The sequence below is a fragment of the Actinocrinis puniceicyclus genome (assembly GCF_018283645.1).
Taxonomy (GTDB): domain Bacteria; phylum Actinomycetota; class Actinomycetes; order Streptomycetales; family Catenulisporaceae; genus Actinocrinis; species Actinocrinis puniceicyclus.
Genome location: NZ_JAGSXH010000018.1, coordinates 1 through 21230 on the forward strand (window position 1 = coordinate 1; position 21230 = coordinate 21230).

A 21230-nucleotide genomic window follows, 5' to 3' on the forward strand; every position below is an offset into this window, starting at 1 on the left:
GTTATGTCCGAGACCGCTTCCGGACAGTCCGTTTTGCGCTCCCGGGCAACAGATGACCAAGTGGTCCCGTTCGGCAACAGTCTGAGTCAGTACGCGACGAGGTCGTCCGGGTCGGCGCCGGGTGGCTGCGCGTCTGCCCGTCCGGTAGCGGACGACGGGCATGCCCTGACGGCTACGGATCGGAGCGGACCGATGACGAGCTTTCTGCGACTAGCCGCCTACCGACTCGACGATGTGACCCGAGACCTGCTCGGCAAGGAACTCATCGAGCGTGTCGCCGAGCACACGCTCGACTCGGACGCCGACGAGGCGATCCTCGCCGGGATCGGCGCGCACGCGCTCAGCCGCTACCTGCCCGGCGAGATCCTGCGCGGCATCCAGATCTTCTGCGCGTCCGGCCACCACTGCCTGCTCTTGCGCAACCTGCCGGGCCAGCCTTTCCCCGACACCCCGGTCTCCGGGTTCGCCAGGGAGAGCCACCTCGGCGTCGTGAACGCCCTGCACTTCGGCCTGGTGCAGTTGCTCGGCCTGGTGCCCTACGCGGTGGACTACGAGAACGACGGGCGTTTGATGCGCAACGTCGTGCCGAACCCCGCCGCCGCCGGGATCACCAGTTCCTGGGGAGCCGACGCGGAGTTCTCGTGGCACACCGACAACCCCCACCTGCCCTTCGGCGCCGCGGGCATGGACCCGCGGCCGTACATCCCCCGCTTCCTCACGTTCTACGCGGTGCGCAACGAGGAGCTGGTGCCCACCGAGGTGGTCGCCCTCGCCGACATCGTCGCGACCCTGGACGAGTCGACACTGCACGAACTGCGCTCCGCGCACTTCTCCGCCGGGGCCCCGGCCTCCAACGACACGGGCGCCCTGCGCGAGGGTGGCCGGCTCGACCGCACGGCGCTGCTCGAAAGCGCCGGAGAGCGCGGGCAGGAGTGGGCGCGGTTCGACGCCGGCACCACCCGAGGTCTCAACGACCGGGCGCGGGCCGCGCTGGCCGTCTGGCAGAACGCCCTGGACGCCGCGGAAGGCCGGCAGTTCGTCCTCGAATCGCGCGACTTCCTGATCTTCGACAACTACCGGGTGCTGCACCGCAGGCGGGCGTTCACCCCCGGGCCGCAGGCCGGCGCCCGCTGGCTGCGCCGATGCTACGCGAGCTGACCGCGCCGGCCCTCGCGGCGCGGCCGCGAACGCACTGACGACGACGAGAAAGGAACACACCGTGGGTCTCAAACACCGGGTGGCCGTCATCGGAGGCCGTCCCGCTCCCATCACGGGGGCCAGAGGGCTGGACATCGATGTCGTGCTCGTCCACGAGCCGGGCGCCTACGACCCGGCGATCCGGGTGCACTGCGAGCAGATCGTGCACGCGCCCATCGCCGACGGGCCGGCGATCCTGGAGGCACTGCGCCCGCTGCACGCGCAGCGGCCCTTCGACAGGGTCCTGACGACCACCGAACCCGCGGGCGAGTCCACCGGCCACGTCGTCGACGCGCTGGGCGTTCCGGGCGTCTCCGAGTACACCGCGCGAGTGCTCAAGAACAAGGCGCTGATGCGTGAAGTGCTCGCCGAGAACGAGCTGAGCCCCGTGCGTTACCGCGAGGTGCGCTCGGTCGCCGAGATCCGCGACTTCCTCGCCGAGGTCGGCGGTCGCATCGTGGTCAAGCCGGTCGACGGGGTGGCGAGCCTGCACATCAACCCGGTCGCCGAGCCGCACGAGGCCGCCGACGCCTGGGCCGCGCTGACCGCCGCCGGACTCGACGTCGCGCTGGCCGAGGAATTCCTCGACGGCCCCGTCGTCAGCGTCGACTCGTTCAGTTACGCCGGGCGCCACCTGCCCATCGGCTACTCGCAGTACCGGATGAACGAGCGCTTCGTCGAATGGGAGGTGAGCACGCCCAGCCGCGTCGCCGCACCGCACCGCGAGGAACTGTTCGCCCTCACCGTGAGGCTGCTCGACGCGGTCGGCCTGACGGAAGGTCCCTCGCACAGCGAGTTCGTGCTCACCGCGGCCGGCCCGCGCGTCCTCGAATCCCATGCGCGGCTGGCCGGCAGCGGCGCCCCCGAGTTGGTGCGCCGCGCCTTCGGGCTGGACCTCAACCGGATGTTCCTGACCGTGCCGCTGGGCATCGACGAGCTGCCGGCCCGCTCCCCGCAGCCCGTCGCGGGCGCCGCCGTGCGCTTCTTCACCCCCGATCCCGGTGTCGTCAAGCAGGTGACCGTCGACCCGTCGCTGGCCGCGGACCTGCGCCGGATCCCTCCCGGCGAGACGCCTCAGGTCTTCCTGCCCCACCTCGACGAGTTCCGCGAGAGCCAGGTGGCCGCCGTGATCGTGAAGAACGAGGGCGACGAGATCCCGCCGCTGCTGACGGTCGCCGACTGCGTGTCCGGCTACACCATCGCCACCGGTCGGGACGCCGCCGACGCCGTCGCCAAGACGGACGCGGTCGACGCCGCGATCGTATTCGAGACCGGCTGAGCCGTGTCCGTGACCGTGCCCGGTTCCGACTCGGGCCGCGGCGTGCGCGCCGACACCGGCCGCGATGCCCTGGAGTTGCTGCGTCAGGCCGAGCGGATCGTCGCGATCGATTACGGGACCGACGAGCGCATGAGGCAGGGGGTGCTTCACATGATCCGCAGCACCACCGACATGGCCGCCGCCCTCCTGGACGGAGATCTGGAGGCCGCCCGCGCGGCGCTCGGACACGCGCGGGCGTCGGTCGCCGCAGCCACCTACGCGGTCAGGGTCCTGCACGACGATTTGAGGATGGGATTGTGAACAGGCACATCATGGTCCTGCATCGGTGGCGTGACCGCTACGCACTGTACGAGGACTACATCGACCACGCCGATGCGCAGGTCTCGTACATCACGACGGCGATCGGCCGCGCCTCGGTCCCGGCGACGGCGGCCGCGGTCGCCGAGGTGCCCGCCACCGACGACTTGCCCGCGGTGCTCGCCGCGGCGCGGACGCTGATCGGCGTGTTCGGCGAACCGGACCGCGTCCTGGCCCTGAACGAGGGCGACCTGGACACCGCGGCCCAGCTGCGCGAGCGGCTCGGCTGCGCCGGCCAGCTGCCGCGGGACGTCGAGCGGTTCCGCGACAAGCTCGCGATGACGCGCATCGTGGCCGAGGCGGGTGTGCGCACCCCCGCCTTCGCGGACGCGCCGGACGCACAGGCGGTCCGGCGCTTCGCGCGGCGCGAGGGCTGGCCGGTCGTGGTCAAGCCGCGCCGCGGCACCGCGAGTCGCGGCGTGCTGCGCCTCGACGGGCCGGAGGATCTGGCCCTGCTCGACGCATCGCCGCCCGAGCCGCGCCTGGCCGAGGCATACTGCGGCGACCCGATCTACCACGTCGACGGGCTGTGGACGGGCACCGGGCTCGGCCCCTGGCGCGCATCCCGGTACATCAACACCTGCGTCGGATTCAACGACGGCGACGTGCTCGGCTCCGTCGAGGTCGACGATCCCGTGCTGCTCGGCGCGCTCGGCGCGTTCGCCGCGGCGGTCGCGGGCGCCTTGAGCGACCAACCGTGGGTCTTCCACCTCGAAGCCTTCGTCGGCACCGGACCCGGCGGCGCGCCGAACATCACGTTCCTCGAGGTCGGATACCGGGTCGGCGGCGCGGAGATCCCGTTCCTGTGGCGCGAGGTGCACCGCCTCGACCTGATGTCCGCCGCGGTCGCCGTCCAGCTCGGCCGACAACCGCGGCTCGCCGACAACCCGGCGCCGCGGGCGGATTGCGTCGGCGGCTGGTTGCTCGTCCCCACGCCGGTGCCCGCGCCGTGCCGGGTCACGGCCGTCGCTCTGCCCGAAGGGGAGAGCACGCCCTACGCCACCGTCGTCCCGCCGGTCGGTTACCTGATCCCGAAGGCCGGCGGGTACGAGCACGTCGGTGCCCGGTTCCGGTTTCGCGGCCGGAGCACCACGGCCGTGGAGAGCGCCATTGTCAAGACCGCCGCGCACTTTCAGCTGGAGTGCGTGACCGAGGAGGGAACTTCATGAGCCCGCACCGGGAGAAACTCGTCCCGCAGATGCTGCAGTATGACGACTTCGACGACCGCGCGGAAACGAACTGGGTACCGTACCTGATGTATTTCCAGCGCGCCGACTACCGCTCGGACGTCGTCAACACCGATCGGCTCGGTTTCCGCGTCTCCCACGGCCTGCACGATCACGCTTCGGCCGGCGGGCGCCTGCCCGAGGGACCGGTGCGCCTGTTGGCGGGCAGTTCCACGGCATTCGGCATCGGCGCCACGACGGACGCGGCGACCCTGCCGTCACGGCTGTGGAGCCGCTACGCGCCGGCCGCGCCGTGGCTCAACTTCGCCGGGCGCAGCCACAACTCGGCGCAGGAGCTGATCCTTTACCTGCTCTACCGCGACCTGCTGCCGCCGGTCGAGCACATCGTCATCTTCAGCGGCCTGAACGACATCGCGCTGGCCCAACTGCCCGCGCAGCAGCGCGGGCAGCACGGCGCCTTCTTCTTCTGCGGCGAGTATTTCGAGCAGATGGACGCGCTGCGCGCGAAGTACCGCACCGAGCGCAAGCAACCGTCGTACTTCGGCCGCCGCGGTGACCGGCGCGCGCAGCCCGCGGCCGCCGCGAAGGCGCCGGCGCCCAAGCCGCCGCTGCCGGAGCTGATCGAGATCGCCACCGGCCTGACCGGCCGGCACCTGGAGGGCTGGCGCCTGCTCGCTCCGGCCGCCCGCATCACCTTCGTGCTCCAGCCGCTGGCCAACTGGTGGCAGGAGCGCCCCAACGACCAGGAGCAACTGCTCTTCGACGAGCTGGAGGTGATCTCGAAGGCGGGCCCGTTCTCCAAGAACTACGCCACCATCGCGACCCACGACGCGGGCCGGCGCTACGCCGAGGCGCTCGCGGCGGTCTGCTCGAAGGCCGGCGTGGAGTTCCTCGACATCAATCCGCTCGTCTCCCGCGCCGCCGACCCCGGCGACTGGCTGTACGTGGACCGTGCGCATTTCAACGACCAGGGCCATGACCTCGCGGCGCGGCTGCTGGCCGAGGCGCTGGACCTTCGCTGAGCCAGGCCCGCGCGGCCGCCCGGCTCCGGACCCCGACGAAGAAGGACGAACACCGTGTTCACGATCTTGCGCAGGCTGCTCGACAAACTGCTGCGCCGTACGCCCAAGACCAAGGACGACGCCTCCATCTACCCCATGTTCTGACCACGCCGCGGCCGGCGATGACGGCTGCCGGCCGCGGAAACGAGGGAAGGAGACGCCGGTGCGGGCCGACGACGCGTTGACCGCCCCAGGCACCCATACCGATCCCAGAGAGCTGTACGCGGCAGCCCTCGACCCCGAGGGCGGGTTCTCCGCGGCGCAGTTCGCCGAGGCGCTGCGGGCCGAGTTCGACCGCGCGGCGGGCGCGGCGCCCGTCGACATCGACGCCGGTGTGCGCGCGGCCGCCCGCTGGGCCGCGGCAGCCACGGCCCGCGTCGTCGAACTCGGTGAGAAGGCGGCCGACGCGGATCGCCCGGTGCTGGCGAGACGGGCGGCGCTCGGCTGTGCGCCGCTCGCGCTGGTGTCGGGGGCTTGGCTTCAGTGGCTGAGCAGTCCCGCCGACGCCGACGAGCCCGAGGTGCTCAGCGCGCTCGCGCTTTACGCGGACGACGTGGGTGTGGGCCACCCCCGCTCCTCCCGCGGCGACGCGTACCTGGACGTTCTACGTGCCCTGCGATTGGCGGAAAGCGCCGTGCCTACCGCCCGCCTGGCCCGGGACCGGCGGGTCCCCGGCTGGGCTTTCCGCCTGCCCGCCGTGCTCCTGGCGGCCGGCCGCAGGCCCGAGCGACTGCGCTCGGAGATCCTCGGCGCGGACCTGTGTCTTCGCGCCGCGGGGCTGCTGCCGCCGCTCGCGCTGGTCCGCGCCGCGCAACCGCACGCCGCGGACTGGAACGCCCTCGATCCGGCGACCGCGCGCAAGCTCTCCCCGGGCGGACTCGACGCCGCCCGGCGCTGTGTTCAGATGCGGATCGAACGCGGCGGGCCGCAGGCGCGCGCCCGGGTCCTGCGCGGCCTGGGCTGGGCGCTGGCCGCGCTGGGGGAGTGGCAGGAGCGGATGGTCGCCGATCTCGACGCGGCGCTCGACCCCGGCTACGAGATGGCGCAGTTGCTGCGAGACCGGGCCCGCGAGGGCTCGGTCTACCATCAGCGCTTCGAACTGGGCGGTCGGCCGCTGTCCTGCTGGCTGGCGGAAAGCCGTGAGGACCCGGCGGGCCTGCTGGCCGCACTCTCCGAGAGCAGACTGGTCAAACCGGGCGCGGCCGAGGCCAGCAGCCTCGTCAACGCACTGGTGAGCGAGCGCGGCCCGATGTTCCGGGTCTTCTCGCCCGAGGACCTCGACGTGGTGCGCCGCTGGATCGACGGCCTGCCCGGGACGGCCGCTGCGCACGCGCGATCCGCGGCGCGCGCGAAATCCGAGCAGACGCCGCTGGCGATCCCCCTGCCCTCGCCCGAGGAGGAGGTGCAGGACGGCGGCCGCGTTCGGGTATCGCTGCGCGAGGCGTATCACGGCCTGATCAACCGCAACAGCACGCCGCGGCTGCGCCGGTTCGCCGTCGACTACGTACACGGCTGGCTCGCCCGCGCCCGCACCGGGCTCGACGTGGGCGAGACGAAGCTGCCCGCCGCCTGGGAGCCCGGAGGTCTGCGCCCGTGGCTGCTCGAACAGCACGACGCGCACGGGCAGTACTTCGAACGCACCGCCGAGGAACCGATCCCCTCCCGCGAGGACCTGATCGACTCGACGGTGCAACTCGCCCCGCTCACGCTGATCGACGGCGGCTGGCTGCACGGCTTCACCGACTACGAGCACGCCACCAGCGAACTGGGCAGCTTCCTGTTCGAAACGTACTGGGACGAGCTCGGCAACGGCGAGCCGAAGCTCAACCATCCGCTCATCTACCGCCAGGTGCTCGCGCAGATGGGCGTCGAGCTCGCGCCCACCGGCGCCGCCGGGTTCGCGGCCGATCCGCGGCTGCGGGAATCATCGTTCGAACTACCCGTGTACTGGCTGTCGATCGGGCGGTTCCCGCAGCGGTTCCTGCCGGAGATCCTCGGCCTGAACCTGGCGATGGAGCTCTCCGGCGTGGGCGGCTCGTACCGCCGCGCGCACCTCGCGCTCACGAAGTACGGATTCAGCACCCGCTTCGTGGACATCCACAACACCATCGATAACGTCGCGGCAGGGCACTCCGCATGGGCGGCGGACGCGGTCGACACGCACATGTCCGCCGTCCTGCTCACCCGCGGGGCCGCGGCGCGGGCCGAGGTCTGGGACCGGGTGCGGGCGGGCTTCCGCTCGCTCGATCCGCCGGCCGACCGCCGGGCCCGCCGGGCGCAGCGCGCGGCCGCACGGGCGGGCTCGGCGCGATGACGAGGCCGACGGCGAGGGGGCGTCCCGACTGGTTCCGGGGGCGGATCCGCCACCCGGCTTCCCGGGCGGCGCGGATATCTGTCCACTGCGACGCCCGAGTACGCTGCGACGCTCGAGTACGGAACCGGAACTTTGGCCCTGATCTACGACCGGACCACACGAAGGGATCGGCCGATGCCCGACATCGTGCTCGGAATATCAGCCTTCTACCATGATAGCGCCGCGGCGCTCGTCGCCGACGGTGCCGTCGTCGCGGCCGCCCAGGAGGAACGCTTCACCCGGGTGCGGCACGACTCGGCGTTCCCGGCGAACGCCGTGCGGTACTGCCTGCGCGAGGCCGGGATCGGGCTGGGCGAGGTCGCCGCCGTGGCGTACTACGAGGACCCGCGGCTGAAATTCCGCCGCGTCCTGGCGACCCTGGCCTCCTCCGCGCCGACCGGATTCGCAGCGTTCGAACACACGCTGCCGCAGTGGCTGTCCTGGAAGCGGCGGATCGCCGACACCGTCCGGCGCGGGCTCGAAGCGCTCGGCGCCGGCCCGGTCCCGCGGATCGTCGCCCGGCGCCACCACGAGTCGCACGCCGCGTCGGCGTTCTTCCCCAGCCCCTACGAATCCGCCGCGGTGCTGTGCATCGACGGCGTGGGCGAGTGGGCGACGACGACGCTGTGGCACGGCCGGGGCACCGGCCTGGAACCGCTGGCCGAGATCCGCTTCCCGCACTCCCTCGGCATGCTGTACTCGGCCTTCACCTACTACACCGGCTTCAAGGTCGACTCGGGCGAATACAAGGTGATGGGGCTGGCGCCGTACGGCGAGCCGGTCTACGAGGACGCGATCCGCACGAAGCTGATCGACCTCAAGCAGGACGGCTCCTTCCGGCTCGACATGGACTACTTCGAGTATCTGCGCGGCCAGGTCATGACCGGGCGCGGCTTCGAGAAGCTGTTCGGCGGCCCCCGGCGGCAACCGGAGAGCCCGCTGACCCAGCGGGAGTTCGACCTGGCCGCCTCGGTGCAGAAGGTCACCGAGGAAGCCGTGCTGCGCTTGGCCCGCAATGCCCGCGAACGCACCGGCGAGACGAAGCTGTGCCTCGCCGGCGGCGTCGCGCTCAACTGCGTGGCCAACGGCAAGATCGTGGAGCGCGGCGACTTCGACGGGGTGTGGATCCAGCCCGCCGCGGGCGACGCCGGCGGGGCACTCGGCGCGGCGCTCGCGGTGGCGCACGAGAGCGGGGCGAGCCGCGCCCATCTCGCGGACAAGCGCGACGGTATGTCCGGCGCGCTGCTCGGTCCGCGGTACACCGACGAGCAGATCGGGCGCTGTCTTGACGCGCGAGGCGCGGTCTACCGGCGCATGGCTCCGCAGGAACTGGCCGAGCAGGTCGCCGCGCGGCTGGCCGAGAGCAAGGTCGTGGGCTGGTTCCAGGGCAGGATGGAGTTCGGGCCGCGGGCGCTGGGCGCGCGCTCGATCCTCGGCGACCCGCGCGACCCGCGCATGCAGAGCACGATGAACCTCAAGATCAAGTTCCGTGAGTCCTTCCGCCCCTTCGCGCCCTCGGTGCTGGCCGAGCACGCGGGCGACTACTTCGCCCTCGACCAACCGAGCCCGTACATGCTGCTAGTGGCCCAGGTCGCGGCCGCCCAGCAGGTCGAGACGCGAAGCCCGCAGGGCGCCGCGGGCCTGGACCTGCTCAAACTCCGGCGCTCTACCATCCCGGCGGTCACCCACGTCGACTACTCGGCGCGGATCCAGACCGTCACCGAGCAGGACAACCCCGACTACCACCGGGTGCTGGCGGCCTTCCACGCCGCGACCGGCTGCCCGGTCCTGGTCAACACCTCCTTCAACGTCCGCGGCGAGCCCATCGTCAACACACCCGAGGAGGCATACGTGTGCTTCATGCGGACGAATATCGACGTGCTCGCCGTCGGCGGTTTCCTGCTGGACAAGGCGGATCAGCCGCAGTGGCGGGAGGAGAGCGACTGGCGCGAGGCCATCCCGCTGGACTGACCGGTCAGGCCCGGCGCGGGGGACGAGGCGGCACCACGAGATGACACGACACTGCGAACCGTGAGGAACAGGCGAATGCGTAAGGCGTTGTTGTTCGTTCTCTACATCGCCGTGGTCACGCCGGTCGGCCTTCTGCTGCGCCTGGTACGTGACCCGATGCGGCGGAAGTTGAACGCTCGGGCGCACACCTACTGGATCGAGTCCGCGCCCGCAGAGCACTGAAACGTTCGCTGCGGCGTCCCCGGAAGGGCGCGCGCCGCGGCGGACGGAAGCGGGCCGCGCGCGGCGCCGGCACCGACCGGAACGGACACGTCCACTTCAGGCCATCGGCGGGCACTTGCCGCACCCGCCCGCGTCCGGAAAGACTCCGACGAGATAAATCAGGGCTCTGGTCGGCCGCGCCGTGTTCCGGCGGCGCGGCGCGGAGCATGCGCACTGGCCGGTGGAACCGTCGATCACAGCCGTCACGTGGCTGGGAACCTGCTCGTCGTCCCGGAACCGCCGCGCCGTCCGGGACGGCGCCGGCTTCTCATGCATGTCCTCAAGGGGGATAACCAGCCATGACCGACCCCGTGACCGACGACTACATAGCGGAATGCTCGTCTCCGCACAGCAGGCTGCGTGACGTGGTCGGGCAGGTGCGGTTTCCGCAGCGGTACTTCGAGTGCTTCGGCGACCGGCTGATGCCGCGTCCGTTCTTCATCCCGCAGCGGCAGATCCGGCAGTCGGCGCAGGACCTCGGCGCGCTGCTGGACATCCTGGCCGACCTGCCGCGGCGGCTTTTCGACGGCGACATGGGCCAGTACTGCAACGAACTGGACATCAGCAAGCGGCAGGCGGCGCTCATGCAGCGCATCCCACGGGACCGCCCGACGCTGTTCGGGCGTGCGGACCTCTACCACGACGGCGAGCGGCTCAAGCTGCTGGAGTTCAACGTCGGCACCCAGCTCGGCGGGATCGACCAGGCCCAGGTGCCCGCGGCGTTGCTGACGGCCGAACCGTTCCGCGCCTTCGCCGACGAACACGGCCTCGACTACGTGCACACCGGCCGGCAGATCGCGAAGGCGCTGCGCGAGGCGGCCGAGCCGGTCACCGCGGGGGCCGAACCCGTCGTGGCGCTGCTTGAGGCCGACGGCGCGTTGGAGCGGCTGATGCCGCTCATGCGCTCGTTCATCGAGATGCTGCGGGGATGCGGACTCGACATCCGTCTCGGCGAAGTGAGTCAGACCCGGTACCTCGACGGCAAGCTCGTTCTGGACGGCACGCCGATCGACGTGGTGCTGCGGTATTTCTCCGTCAACCAGATATGTCAGGACCCGAAGGGCGAGGAGGCGGTCGAGCCGATCTTCCGGGCACACGAGGCGGGCGGCACCGTCCTGCTGACGACGTTGGACAGCTTCCTCTACTCCAGCAAGGGCTGCCTGGCCCTGCTGTCCGACCCGTACTGGCGCGGCGCCTTCACGGCCGCGGAGTCGGACCTGGTGGACCGCGTCCTGCCGTGGACCCGGAAGCTGACCGCCGACCTCGTCGAACAGTGCCGGGACAGGCGCGAGAGCCTTCTGCTCAAACCGGCCAACGACTACGGCGGCCACGGCATCGTGGTCGGCTGGACCACCACGGACGCGGACTGGAACGAGGCCCTGCGCGCGAACTGTGAGCGCGGCTACGTCGTGCAGGAGCGGGTGGTCCCGCGCCGCGAACCGGTGGTCGATCCGGTCACGGGCCGCGTCGAGGACTGGGTGGCCGCGTGGAGCGCGTTCCTCACCCCGGACGGCTATTCGGGTTCGCATATCAGAGCGCTGCCCGCAGGGGAGCACGGTATCATCGGCAGGGGCGCCAACGCGGCGACCCGCGTGACCGGCGTTTTCCATTACTAGTGTCCCGCGCCGGATATCCGTCGCATGAAAATCGGCCCCCGCATCCCGCCTGGCCGCGTTGCCGAAACGCCCACAGACGACTCACTGCGTTGATTGAGCACCGCGAGGGTGTTCCGGCGCCTTGCCGGCCGGGCGCGGATGACCGGACGTGCGCAGCCAGGTCGAGCAGAGTCATGCGACGGATGTCCGGCGCGGGACACCAGACGCTCTAGACGGGATCCTCGCAGATGGCCGGGGCGCAGGAGACGGCGCAGATGGCGCCGCTCGACCGGGAACACACGCCGGCGGCCGGCGGCGGGCAGCCGGCCGCGGGGCACGAGCCGAGCGAGGACGGTTCCGTCTTCGGCAACCGGGACTTCCGGTCCATGTTCATCGCCGCGGCCGCGAGCAGATTCGGCACCCAGATCAGCTACCTGGCGGTGCCGCTGCTGGCGATCCAGGCGCTGCACGCCGGCGCCGGCGCGGTCGGCCTGCTGACCACCCTCGCCACCCTGCCGTACCTGCTCATCGGGCTGCCCGCGGGAGCCTGGGTGGACCGGATGCGGCGGCGGCCCGTGCAGATCACCGCCGACCTGCTGCGCATGGCCTTGTTCGGCACGCTGCCGCTCGCGGCGGCCCTGCACGTCCTGACGCTCTGGCAGCTGTACACCGTGGTCCTGTTCAGCGGCTGCGCCACGGTGTTCTTCGAGGTGGCGTCGCAGAGCTACCTGCCCTTCGTGGTCGGCCGGCCGGGGCTGGTGGCGGCCAACGCGCGGCTCGCGAGCCTGACCGCGGTCAGCCAGGTCGCCGGACGCGGCGTCGGCGGATTCCTGATCCAGGCGATCACCGCGCCGTTCGCCATCGCCATCTACGCGGGCTGCTATCTCTGGTCGGCGCTGTGGCTGTTGCGCATCCGGTCGGCGGAACCGCAGTCCGGTCCGCGCCGGGAAGCGCGGCTGTGGCGGGAGATCGGCGAGGGGCTGCGCTTCGTGCTCGGTCACCCGCTGCTGCGGCCCATCGCGCTGTCGGCGACCTTGACCAATCTGTCCGTGCAGATCAGCGTGGTCATGCTGCCCGTGGTGTTCGTGCGTCAGCTCGGGCTCTCGGACGGCGTGCTGGGGCTGTATCTGACCAGCGGAGGCGCCGGGGTGTTCCTGGGCACCAGTTGCGCGCGCGCGATCGGCCGCCGGCTCGGCAACGGCCGGGCGATGTGGATCATCGGCGTGGCGAGCACGCCCCTGGTGTTCGCGCTGCCGTTCATCGGCCGCGGCGCGCTGCTCTGGCTGGCCGCGCTGGCCTGGTTGGCCACGACGTTCCAGGTCGGCGTCAACAACGTCCTGCAGGTCAGCTTCCGTCAGCGCGCCACACCGGACGAATTGCTCGGCCGGATGAACGCGACGATGCGCTTCCTGCTGACCGGTGCGCTCGCGGTGGGGTCCGGGATCGCCGGTTTGATCGCGCAGTACCTCGGGTTGCGCACGGTGTTGTGGGTCGGTGCGGTCGGCTTGGCGCTCGCCTGGGTTCCCTGCTTCCTCTCCCCGCTGCGCGGCATGCGGGACCTGCCCTGACCCGGATGTATACGTGCACGTGCCCTGCCTTGAACCGCGCCGTCAGCAGGCTGCGTTGGTGATCGAGGCGGTGAAGATCTGCGTGTCGCCGGTGCGCGTGTCGGTCCACATCGGGTGGAAGACGTCGTGCTCCGCGGTGAGCGCCTGGTAGGTGCCGAGCCGGCGGGTGCTTCCGGTGCCGACGGCCTGGCGCGGGTCGAAGGACCGCGACCTGGGGTTGCAGGTGAACGGGCTGATCCCGGCTGGCGCCCGGGCCAGGGTGAGCGGCGGGCTCCAGGTGCGCGCCCCGTCCGCCGACGCGATCAGCAGCACGTAGAGAACGCAGAGTGTGCCGTCCGGGCCGATCGCGGTCACGGGCAGGGTGGCCGCCTGCGCCGCCGTCGCGGGCGCGAGCGTGATCGGCGCTTCGAAACCGCGCCCGCCGCCGAGCGAGCGTGTGAAGACGATGCCGTCGTTTCCGGTGATCGTGTACGGCTCCTGACGGGGGCGCCGCCCTGTGGGCGGTCCGGCTTTCCGACGCGACGACTTCGAAATGTTTCGACGACCGGCTCCCGCGATCAATTCGAAACTGTCGGATAACTTTCGGAAATGAATCATTGACGCCCGCCCTGCGCCGAGCGCATACTCTGCAACGATCCAAAGCTTCTCGTAACGGAGACCCCGTACGGTCACGGCCCGTCCACCTGGCAGGTCCACCCGAGCATGCCCGGAGCCGGAAAGCAGGGGGTTGAAGTGCTCGGCACGACCTCGCGCACGGGCCCGACCCGCAGCCTCGCCACGGCCGGCCCGGCGCTTGACGCGCAGATCGGCGCACGTGCGAGACGTTTGCACCCTACAGGCCACCACGTTGCGAAAACTTTCGCCCGATTGTGACAATGACGACATATCAGGGGGTTTCCAGGATGACGAGGAAAACGCGCAGCGTGACGGCTGCCGCGATCGGATTGGGTATCGCACTCGCCGCCACCGGCTGCGCCGGCGGCAGCAGCGCCGGCAGCGGCGGTTCGTCCGGCGGCAAGGTCACGTTGACCTTGTGGGAGAACGCGACGACCGGGCCCGGCGCGAAGTACTTCCAGGACGCCGCGAAGGCATACAGCGCGCTGCACCCGAACGTGACGATCAAGATCCAGACCATCCAGAACGAGGATCTCGACGGCAAGCTGCAGACCGCGCTCAACTCGAACTCCGCGCCGGACATCTTCCTGCAGCGCGGTGGCGGCAAGATGCAGGCCATGGTCGACGCCGGTCAGATCCAGGCGCTGAACCTCAGCGACACGGACAAGGCGAACGCCGGCGCGGCGGCCATCGCGGGCAACACGCTCGACGGCAAGGTCTACGCGATGCCGATCGACTCGCAGCCCGAGGGCATCTACTACAGCAAGGACCTGTTCCAGCGGGCCGGCATCACCACGACGCCGACGACGATGGACGAGCTCGAGGCCGATGTCGCGAAGCTCAAGGCGATCAAGGTCGCGCCGATCGCGGTCGGCGCCAAGGACGCCTGGCCCGCCGCGCACTGGTACTACAACTTCGCCCTGCGCGAGTGCAGTCAGGACACCATGGCGAGCACCGCCAAGGCGCACAAGTTCACCGATCCGTGCTGGACCAAGGCCGGCGAAGACCTGACGTCGTTCCTCAAGGTCAGCCCCTTCCAGCAGGGGTTCCTGACGGCCTCGGCCCAGCAGGGCGCCGGGTCGTCGGCGGGCTTGCTCGCCAATCACAAGGCGGCCATGGAGCTCATGGGCAACTGGGACCCCGGAGTGATCGCCAGCCTGACCCCGGACCAGAAGCCGCTGCCGGACCTGGGCTGGTTCCCCTTCCCCGCCGTGGCCGGCGGCCAGGGCGACCCGAGCGCCATCATGGGCGGCAGCTCCGGATACTCGCTGTCCAAGAACGCGCCGAAGGAGGCCTTCGGCTTCCTCGAGTTCCTGGTCACCAAGGACCAGCAGGAGGCTTACGCCAACGCCTTCTTCACGATCCCGGTCAACAAGGACGCCCAGTCCGTCGTCACCGCCCCCTACAACATCTCGGCGCTGCAGGCGTTCAATAAGGCCGCCTACGCCATGCAGTTCCTTGACACCGAGTACGGCCAGAACGTCGGCAACGCCATGAACACCGCCGTGGTGAGCGTGATGGCCGGCCAGGGCACCGCCGCCGACATCGTCACGAAGACCAACGCCGCCGCCGCGAGAGGCTGAGTAAGTAGACACATGAGCGACACCCTGGGTACTGACACGCCCACCGGGCGCCAGTCGCAGGGCACGCCTACAGTCGGGGACGCGGCCGAGCCCGCGTCCCCGACTTCGACGCGAGCGGCCGCGCGCCGCCGAGGCCGTGCCAAGATGCGACTCGAGATCGCGGTCCTGTCCGGACCGCCGATCATCATGTTCGTAGCGTTCGTGATCTTCCCGGTCGCGCTCGCCGCGTACTACGGCTTCTACCGGTGGCACGGCTACGGGGCGCCCACCGACTGGGTCGGCCTGAACAACTACAAGCTGATCCTCACCGACCCCGCGTTCCAGCAGGTGCTCTGGCACAACTTCCTGATCATGGTGCTCTCGCTCGTGATCCAGGGACCGCTGGCGATCGTCCTCGCGCTGCTGCTCAACCAGAAGATCCGCGGCCGCTCGGTCATCCGGGTCCTGATCTTCGTGCCCTTCATCATCTCCGAGGTCATCGTCGGCACCGGCTGGAGCCTGATGCTCCAGAGCAACGGCGCCCTCAACGGGCTGCTGCACAACACCGGACTGGACTTCATGCGGGCCGACTGGCTGGCCAACCCGAAGCTTGCGCTCTGGACGCTGATGGGCATCATCACGTGGAAGTACATCGGCTTCGCGGTGATCCTGATGCTCGCCGGCCTGCAGTCGATCCCCGAGGAACTCTTCGAGGCCGCCGCGATCGACGGCGCCTCCTACTGGCAGATCCAGCGCCGCATCACGCTGCCGCTGCTGGGGCCGACGGTCCGCATCTGGGGGCTGCTGTCGATCATCGGCTCGCTGCAGCTGTTCGACCTGGTCTACATCATCTGGGGCCAGTACATCTCGGGCACCGCGGGCACCTCGACCATGGCGATCTACATGGTCGGCCAGGGCCGCAACGCGGGCAACTACGGCTACGGCAGCGCCGTCGCGGTCGTGATGTTCCTGGTCTCGCTCGTCGTCGCGGTGATCTACCAGCGCTTCGTCCTGCGCCGTGACCTGCGGGGCGCCGTCACACAAGGAGTCAGCTGATGAGCGCGACAACCGCCTCCTGGTCCTCCGTCCGGGAGCCCGGTGCGCCCACCGGCGGGCGAGGCAACCGCGACAAGCCGAAGAAGTGGGGCAATCCCGCCACCTACTTCGTCGCGCTGCTCTTCATCGCGGTCTGCATCGCACCGGTGCTCTACATCGTGGTCGGCGGATTCCGCACGAACTCGCAGATCACCACGAGCCCGGCCGGCCTGCCGCGCCCCTGGGTCACCGGCAACTACCTCAATGTGCTGTCGTCGAACACGTTCTGGGGTGAGTTCGCCAACTCCACCATCGTCGCGCTCGCCAGCACCATCGGCATCGTCGTGCTCGGCCTGATGGTGAGCTTCGTCATCGCGCGCTATGACTTCAAGCTCAAGGGCGCGATGTACTCCCTGTTCGCCGCCGGCCTGATGTTCCCGCTGGTCATCGCGATCACCCCGCTGTACATCATGATCAAGGACCTCGGTCTCGTCGACAGCCTGTTCGGCGTGATCGTCCCGCAGATCGCGTTCGGCCTGCCGACGACCGTGATCATCCTGGTGCCGTTCCTGCGGGCCATTCCGAAGGAGATCGAGGAGGCCGCCGCGATCGACGGCGCGAGCCGGCTCGGCTTCTTCTTCCGCATGGTGCTCCCGCTCTCCGGGCCCGGAGTGGTGACGGTCGGCATCCTGGCGTTCATCGGCAGCTGGAACAACTATGTCCTGCCGCTGTACATCCTCGACTCGCAGGCGAACTTCACCCTGCCGCTCGGCGTCCAGGCGTTCTCCTCGCAGTACTCCGAGGACACCGCGAAGGTCCTCGCGTTCACCTCGCTCGCGATGCTGCCCGCGCTGATCTTCTTCTCGGTCTTCGAGAAGCGGATCGTCGGTGGTCTCACCGGCGCCGTGAAGGGGTGAGGCCGGCCGCCGCGGCCTTCGCCGCGGGCGCGGCGTTCCTGACCTGGCGGCTGTCCAGGTCCGGGAAAGGAGCCGGGGCGGCGCTCGACGAGGCCGGCGCGCTGACAGCCTCCCGAAGCGACGTCCTGACATCCGCCGGACCGGCACGCTCGAAGAGAACGGGATAGGGACTCATGCTGAACATGGAGAAGCGGAGCGTCGAGGTCTGCCGCGGCGTTCCTCAACGCACGTGTCCTCGCCCGACTGCGTGGCCGGGCGAGGACACGGTTGCGCGGTTCTAGCAGGAGGAGTGCCAGCTGTCGGAGCTTCCCTGGTCCTGTACGGACGTCTTCACGGCGACGTACTGCCCGAGTCTGAGGCAGATGTCCACGCCACCGCCGTAGTTGATGTTCTTGTAGACGCTGACGGCGCTGCACCCGGCGCACGATGTGCCGTTGTTCCACCACGACTCGTCGTTGTCGTTCACGGTGGCGCCGTTGGAGAAGTAGTTGTTGGTCCAGTTCGCGTCGTTGCTGAGGAAGCCGTACACCGGCCCGCCGAAGTTCTGCAGGTAGTACACGCACAGGTCGCCGCTGGTGCAGGAGGTTCCGGAGTCGGGCGTGACGACGGCCGGCTTGGCCGCGGCGTACGTGCCCGTATGGGCTGCGCTCTTCGTCGCCGCGTTCGCGGCGGTCGGGACTGCGAACCCGAGGCCGATGGCGAGGGCCGCTGTGGCCGCGGAGAGCGTGGCCATTGCTCGAATCTTCATGGGAATCGGCTCCTTTACTCTCTGTCCTGGGCGTGTGCCCAAGTTCATGGCGTGCCGCGCGCGATCGCGGCGGCGCGGGGCAGGGCGGCGCGTTGCAGCGCCGCGTAGTCGTCGATCACGGACCGGTATTCGGCGCGCACCGGCGCTCCCAGTTCGATGTCCAGTGCGCGGCCGGTAGCCGCCAACTTCGTGCGTATGTCGCAGGTGGCGTCGATGGTGGCGATCTTCCGCGCGGCCTCGGGTCCGGCCGCGGCGGCTTGTGATTCGAGATCGGCGGGGCCGGCGGCGGGGTATCCCCGGGTGCGGACACATGCGGACCAGGCTCGTTGTGCCGCCAGATAGCGCGGGTCCGCGAACACCTTCGGCTCGATGGCGGGCTCCAGGTTGCCTGCGATCGTCTGGTCCCGGAACCAGCGCACGAAGTCGCCGTAGAGCCGGCGTTCGGCAGCGGCCAGGCAGCCGTCGGTGTTCTGGACGACGACGTCGCCGTTCGGGACGGTGACGGACACCTGGTTGCTCTTCGACCCGAACATCGCGGCCACGTAGGCGGTCCGGCGGCCCGAGGTCAGGCGCTGGACATATCGGGCGTTGGGGTTGTCGTGCTGGGCGGCGCCGAGCGCCGCGCGTTGCGCGAAGCCGTATCCGTTCGCGCGGGCCCAGGCCACGTCGTCGAGCCCGTATGGAAACTCAAGAGGATCAGTGCCGTGAGCCGGCCTCGGCATGACGGTGTAGTCGAAACCGCGCGCCCGCATGCACTCGCCGGTCATGACGTCCTGGGCTTGCGCCAACTGATCGGAATCCGAGAGCGTCGCCGGCTGTTCCGGGTGCGCCGTGCGCGTGCCGGACGCCGTGCCGCAACCTGTCGCCAGCAGCAGTGCGCCGACAAGCAAGCCCAATGTCCGCACTGTGTGAAGCGCTGTCCGAGGCCGGTGCATCGTCGAACCTCCTGTCGGTCTGCCGATAGTCGCCGGTACATCCGTTAGCCGGGCGGTACATCCGTCGCGCCAGGCATGGGTTTGAAATGTGCGGCCAGAGCGCGGGGCGATCCCGTGTATGCCGCGTCCCTTTTCAAGGAGCGGACCGGTCCGGTGCGGGACTGGCTGTCCACCCGTCCGGCGCGGCCTTTGAAGCTGAGTGTGAATGCGCATCGCGGCTTCGTCGTTAGCAGCCAGAGCCATGCAGTTGGCGTACAGCGCCATGTCAGAGGGCGATAAGCGAGTCCTCTACCGTTCTTGGGGGGCAGATCGTATGGTGTTGGACTGTTTCGGGTGGTAGGCGGCTCTGGCCGTGTTGGGCCGAGGCGGTGGGTGAGCGCAAGCCGCACAAGGCCGACCCGGACGAGGCAGTCGGGTGAGGCTCAGCGGTGCTCTTCCAGCCAGGCGACGACGGAATCGACGAAACCGTCGACGTTCGACATGGCTGTGCCGCCGAACGCCGCATGCAGGTGCCCGACCCCGACCGCGTCGTTCCAGGCCCAGGCACGTCGGTAGGTGTCCTCGTCAGTCGCCGCGCGAAGGACATCCCAGCCGTGCCAGGCCGCGACGAGTGCCGCGTCGATCGCCGGGTCGGACAGGATCGCCATGTCCCAGTCCACGACGCCTGTCAGCTTGCCGTTCCGACCGAAGTGGACATTGCTGCCGCCGAGGTCGCCATGGACAAGCCTGGCCGGGACCTCTTCGAGAGCCAGCAGCGTGTCCAGCCGTTGCCGAACCGTCTCACGCCACCTCGTCGGCAGGCGCGCAACGATCTCGTTCAGGATCTCGGCCCATCCCAAGCCATCGGCATACCGGTGCGGGGTATGGAGAACGGCTTTGAGCTCCGGCGAGATCTCAACCTCGCGCAGCGTCTCTAGGAGCAGGCCGAATGCCGCCGGGTCCCCGATGCCTTCCGGCAACGATTCGCCGTCGATCCACGAAACCGCGACGGCCGCGCGATCCCCGAACCTGGCCACCGCAGTCAACGGCTCCGGCACGTCGAACGGCAGGTCGGCCGCCGCAACTGCTCGAAGAATCTCCACCCGGCGCGGCAACTCGGCAGCAGCACTGGGGCGCTTGCTGATACGCACTGCGGCGACACCCGGAAACAGTACGACATGGTGCATATTCCCATGCTCGGCAAGGCGTGCGGAGCCGACGGGAGCGTCGGGGAAAAGCGCTTCAGCGATTTCCAGCAGGTCGGCGGGGACCGGTTGAGGCATCCGGTCATTGTGCCGCACAGTCTCCCCGCAAGGAGGCGGGCGTACCGCCGCCTGAAACAGTCCAACACCATACGATCTGACTGACCAGAACGGTAGAAGGATCGCTGGCTCGGGTCAGGATCGCTGATCGGCGGGGGCGGTCGGCGCCTGAGGGGCTTGTGCGGACAATCAGGGTTCGGTTTCGTCGAGGAATGCGAGGCTGACCAGGCGTTTCAGCTGTGCGCGGATGCCTTCGACGTGCTTGGGCAGGACCTGGAGATCGAGCGCAAGGCACACCTCGCGAGCGTGCAGCGGCCGTTGCTCGTGGCCGAATAGAAACTTGCTTATCGCCCTCTCAGGCGCGCATCGCGGCATTGCGGTACTCGGAGGGTGGCATTGCATAAGCGGTGTGAAAGGCCCTGGTGAAGTCGGCGGGGTGAGCGAATCCCCAGCGGGCGGCGACCGCGTGGATAGGGCGCGCGGCCAGCCGCGGATCGGTGAGATCCTGTCGACAGCGCTCCAGCCGTCGCCGTCTGATCCACGTGCTGACGGTGGTGCCGTCCTGCTGGAAGATCCGGTGCAGATGGCGCAGCGACAGATGGTGAGCATCGGCCACCGCCTGCGGGCAGAGCGCCGGGTCGGCCAGGTGTGCCTCGATGAACGCATGGATGCGCTGGAGCAGCGCCAGACGGCGCGTCTCCGTCGGCAGCGCCGCCGGACCGCCGGCGCGATGGGCGATGAGCGCGGAAACGAGGCACAAAGCCGCGTTTCCCAACTGCGCGGCTTCGTGCGAGTGCAGGTCGGCGCCCCGATCCAGGGCACCGAACGTGTCCTTGAGCAACCCGGCCAGAACAGCGCTGGTGCCCGCGCCGACCGGGCAGCGCCCGAGAAAACCGTCGGTCCATCGAAGGGGCACGGGAAGCGCGGGCCGCGGGACGCTCAGGGTGAGCTGCTTCACAAGGCCGCCCGGGACCAGCGCGTGGCCGGTGTAAGGGTGCCACGAGCCGTTGACCTGTATTTCTCCGGCCGACGCCGTGTGTTGCTGCCGGCCCAGATCGAGGACCGTCGTACCTCGTATGATCAGATGGATATGAAGGTGCTGTGTATCGTGGCGGCGCACGTGCGCCACGCTCCGACGGCTGGTCAGCGGAGAGTACACGAGTTCGGCCAGCTGAACCGTGCCGAGCGCCACGGCGCGCACTGAACCGCGAAAGCCTTCAGGGTGCTGCGTCGACACATCCGAGTCCTGCAGGTTCCGCGCGACGATCTCACACCACTGGTCAAATCGATCCTCGACCGCAACATCCTCGCCGCGCAACAGCGTATGGATCATCAGTTGCACCCCCAG

19 protein-coding genes are annotated in these 21230 nt (G+C 69.8%); 14 read left to right on the top strand and 5 right to left on the bottom strand.

Features of this window, described 5'->3' with window-relative positions:
- The first annotated feature begins 192 nt into the window (after positions 1 to 192).
- The 10 genes from KGA66_RS07820 (at position 193) to KGA66_RS07865 (ending at position 12829) form a co-directional block, all read left to right on the top strand.
- Entirely contained in the window at positions 193 to 1158 is a 966-nt protein-coding gene (locus KGA66_RS07820; protein ID WP_211466170.1) for a TauD/TfdA family dioxygenase, read from the top strand.
- Positions 1159 to 1219: 61 nt separating this feature from the next.
- A complete protein-coding gene (locus KGA66_RS07825) occupies positions 1220 to 2476 on the top strand; it encodes an ATP-grasp domain-containing protein (protein WP_211466172.1) in 1257 nt (418 codons plus the stop codon).
- Positions 2477 to 2485: 9 nt separating this feature from the next.
- Positions 2486 to 2776, top strand: coding sequence for a hypothetical protein (locus KGA66_RS07830; RefSeq protein ID WP_211466174.1), 291 nt, complete (start codon positions 2486 to 2488; stop codon positions 2774 to 2776).
- Complete coding sequence (locus KGA66_RS07835) at positions 2773 to 4002, top strand: ATP-grasp domain-containing protein (RefSeq protein ID WP_211466176.1); 1230 nt, start codon at positions 2773 to 2775, stop codon at positions 4000 to 4002. The genes KGA66_RS07830 and KGA66_RS07835 overlap by 4 nt, the downstream gene beginning before the upstream one ends.
- Complete coding sequence (locus KGA66_RS07840) at positions 3999 to 5042, top strand: GDSL-type esterase/lipase family protein (RefSeq protein ID WP_211466178.1); 1044 nt, start codon at positions 3999 to 4001, stop codon at positions 5040 to 5042. The genes KGA66_RS07835 and KGA66_RS07840 overlap by 4 nt, the downstream gene beginning before the upstream one ends.
- 202 nt (positions 5043 to 5244) lie before the next feature.
- Positions 5245 to 7395 carry an iron-containing redox enzyme family protein gene (locus KGA66_RS31470; RefSeq protein ID WP_211466180.1) on the top strand — a complete coding sequence of 717 codons (2151 nt, stop codon included), beginning with the start codon at positions 5245 to 5247 and terminating at the stop codon, positions 7393 to 7395.
- Positions 7396 to 7569: 174 nt separating this feature from the next.
- On the top strand, positions 7570 to 9405 hold the full coding sequence (locus KGA66_RS07850) for a carbamoyltransferase family protein (protein ID WP_211466182.1): 1836 nt from the start codon (positions 7570 to 7572) through the stop codon (positions 9403 to 9405).
- 60 nt (positions 9406 to 9465) lie between these two features.
- Positions 9466 to 9627, top strand: a complete 162-nt coding sequence (locus KGA66_RS07855) for a hypothetical protein (protein WP_211466184.1) — start codon at positions 9466 to 9468, stop codon at positions 9625 to 9627.
- A gap of 338 nt (positions 9628 to 9965) precedes the next feature.
- Positions 9966 to 11282: a glutathionylspermidine synthase family protein gene (locus tag KGA66_RS07860; RefSeq protein WP_211466186.1), complete on the top strand. Its 1317-nt coding sequence runs from the start codon at positions 9966 to 9968 to the stop codon at positions 11280 to 11282.
- Positions 11283 to 11509: 227 nt separating this feature from the next.
- The gene (locus tag KGA66_RS07865) at positions 11510 to 12829 is read left to right on the top strand and encodes an MFS transporter (protein ID WP_211466188.1); all 1320 of its coding nucleotides are present in this window, start codon (positions 11510 to 11512) and stop codon (positions 12827 to 12829) included.
- Between the two features lie 42 nt (positions 12830 to 12871).
- Here KGA66_RS07865 and KGA66_RS07870 read toward each other — a convergent pair whose 3' ends face one another.
- Positions 12872 to 13390, bottom strand: coding sequence for a hypothetical protein (locus KGA66_RS07870; protein ID WP_211466190.1), 519 nt, complete (start codon positions 13388 to 13390; stop codon positions 12872 to 12874).
- 341 nt (positions 13391 to 13731) lie between these two features.
- Here KGA66_RS07870 and KGA66_RS07875 point away from each other — a divergent pair, with 341 nt between their 5' ends.
- From KGA66_RS07875 to KGA66_RS07885, 3 genes are read left to right on the top strand one after another with little or no spacing between them, the layout of a single operon-like run.
- A complete protein-coding gene (locus tag KGA66_RS07875) occupies positions 13732 to 15027 on the top strand; it encodes an extracellular solute-binding protein (RefSeq protein WP_211466192.1) in 1296 nt (431 codons plus the stop codon).
- Between the two features lie 12 nt (positions 15028 to 15039).
- Positions 15040 to 16062, top strand: a complete 1023-nt coding sequence (locus KGA66_RS07880; protein ID WP_211466194.1) for a carbohydrate ABC transporter permease — start codon at positions 15040 to 15042, stop codon at positions 16060 to 16062.
- Positions 16062 to 16958 (top strand): carbohydrate ABC transporter permease, encoded by an 897-nt coding sequence (locus KGA66_RS07885; RefSeq protein ID WP_211466196.1) that lies wholly within the window; start codon positions 16062 to 16064, stop codon positions 16956 to 16958. The genes KGA66_RS07880 and KGA66_RS07885 overlap by 1 nt, the downstream gene beginning before the upstream one ends.
- 277 nt (positions 16959 to 17235) lie before the next feature.
- Here KGA66_RS07885 and KGA66_RS07890 read toward each other — a convergent pair whose 3' ends face one another.
- From KGA66_RS07890 to KGA66_RS07900, 3 genes are all read right to left on the bottom strand, one after another.
- The gene (locus KGA66_RS07890; protein WP_211466198.1) at positions 17236 to 17706 is read right to left on the bottom strand and encodes a peptidase inhibitor family I36 protein; all 471 of its coding nucleotides are present in this window, start codon (positions 17704 to 17706) and stop codon (positions 17236 to 17238) included.
- 44 nt (positions 17707 to 17750) lie between these two features.
- Complete coding sequence (locus tag KGA66_RS07895) at positions 17751 to 18602, bottom strand: hypothetical protein (RefSeq protein ID WP_211466200.1); 852 nt, start codon at positions 18600 to 18602, stop codon at positions 17751 to 17753.
- Between the two features lie 461 nt (positions 18603 to 19063).
- Entirely contained in the window at positions 19064 to 19903 is an 840-nt protein-coding gene (locus KGA66_RS07900; protein WP_211466202.1) for an aminoglycoside phosphotransferase family protein, read from the bottom strand.
- 156 nt (positions 19904 to 20059) lie between these two features.
- Between KGA66_RS07900 and KGA66_RS07905 the strand changes: the two genes are divergently transcribed.
- Positions 20060 to 20218 (top strand): hypothetical protein, encoded by a 159-nt coding sequence (locus KGA66_RS07905; RefSeq protein ID WP_211466204.1) that lies wholly within the window; start codon positions 20060 to 20062, stop codon positions 20216 to 20218.
- 19 nt (positions 20219 to 20237) lie between these two features.
- On the opposite strand, the gene KGA66_RS07910 is transcribed toward KGA66_RS07905, so the two are convergent.
- Positions 20238 to 21215, bottom strand: a complete 978-nt coding sequence (locus tag KGA66_RS07910; RefSeq protein WP_211466206.1) for a helix-turn-helix domain-containing protein — start codon at positions 21213 to 21215, stop codon at positions 20238 to 20240.
- Between the last annotated feature and the right edge of the window lie 15 nt (positions 21216 to 21230).

Coding starts and splice junctions, on each gene's coding strand:
- KGA66_RS07885 (WP_211466196.1), top strand. CDS start 16,062: ATGAGCGCGACAACCGCCTCCTGGTCCTCCGTCCGGGAGCCCGGTGCG.
- KGA66_RS07875 (WP_211466192.1), top strand. CDS start 13,732: ATGACGAGGAAAACGCGCAGCGTGACGGCTGCCGCGATCGGATTGGGT.
- KGA66_RS07860 (WP_211466186.1), top strand. CDS start 9,966: ATGACCGACCCCGTGACCGACGACTACATAGCGGAATGCTCGTCTCCG.
- KGA66_RS07900 (WP_211466202.1), bottom strand. CDS start 19,903: ATGCCTCAACCGGTCCCCGCCGACCTGCTGGAAATCGCTGAAGCGCTT.
- KGA66_RS07820 (WP_211466170.1), top strand. CDS start 193: ATGACGAGCTTTCTGCGACTAGCCGCCTACCGACTCGACGATGTGACC.
- KGA66_RS07890 (WP_211466198.1), bottom strand. CDS start 17,706: ATGAAGATTCGAGCAATGGCCACGCTCTCCGCGGCCACAGCGGCCCTC.
- KGA66_RS07850 (WP_211466182.1), top strand. CDS start 7,570: ATGCCCGACATCGTGCTCGGAATATCAGCCTTCTACCATGATAGCGCC.
- KGA66_RS07840 (WP_211466178.1), top strand. CDS start 3,999: ATGAGCCCGCACCGGGAGAAACTCGTCCCGCAGATGCTGCAGTATGAC.
- KGA66_RS07880 (WP_211466194.1), top strand. CDS start 15,040: ATGAGCGACACCCTGGGTACTGACACGCCCACCGGGCGCCAGTCGCAG.
- KGA66_RS07865 (WP_211466188.1), top strand. CDS start 11,510: ATGGCCGGGGCGCAGGAGACGGCGCAGATGGCGCCGCTCGACCGGGAA.
- KGA66_RS07910 (WP_211466206.1), bottom strand. CDS start 21,215: ATGATCCATACGCTGTTGCGCGGCGAGGATGTTGCGGTCGAGGATCGA.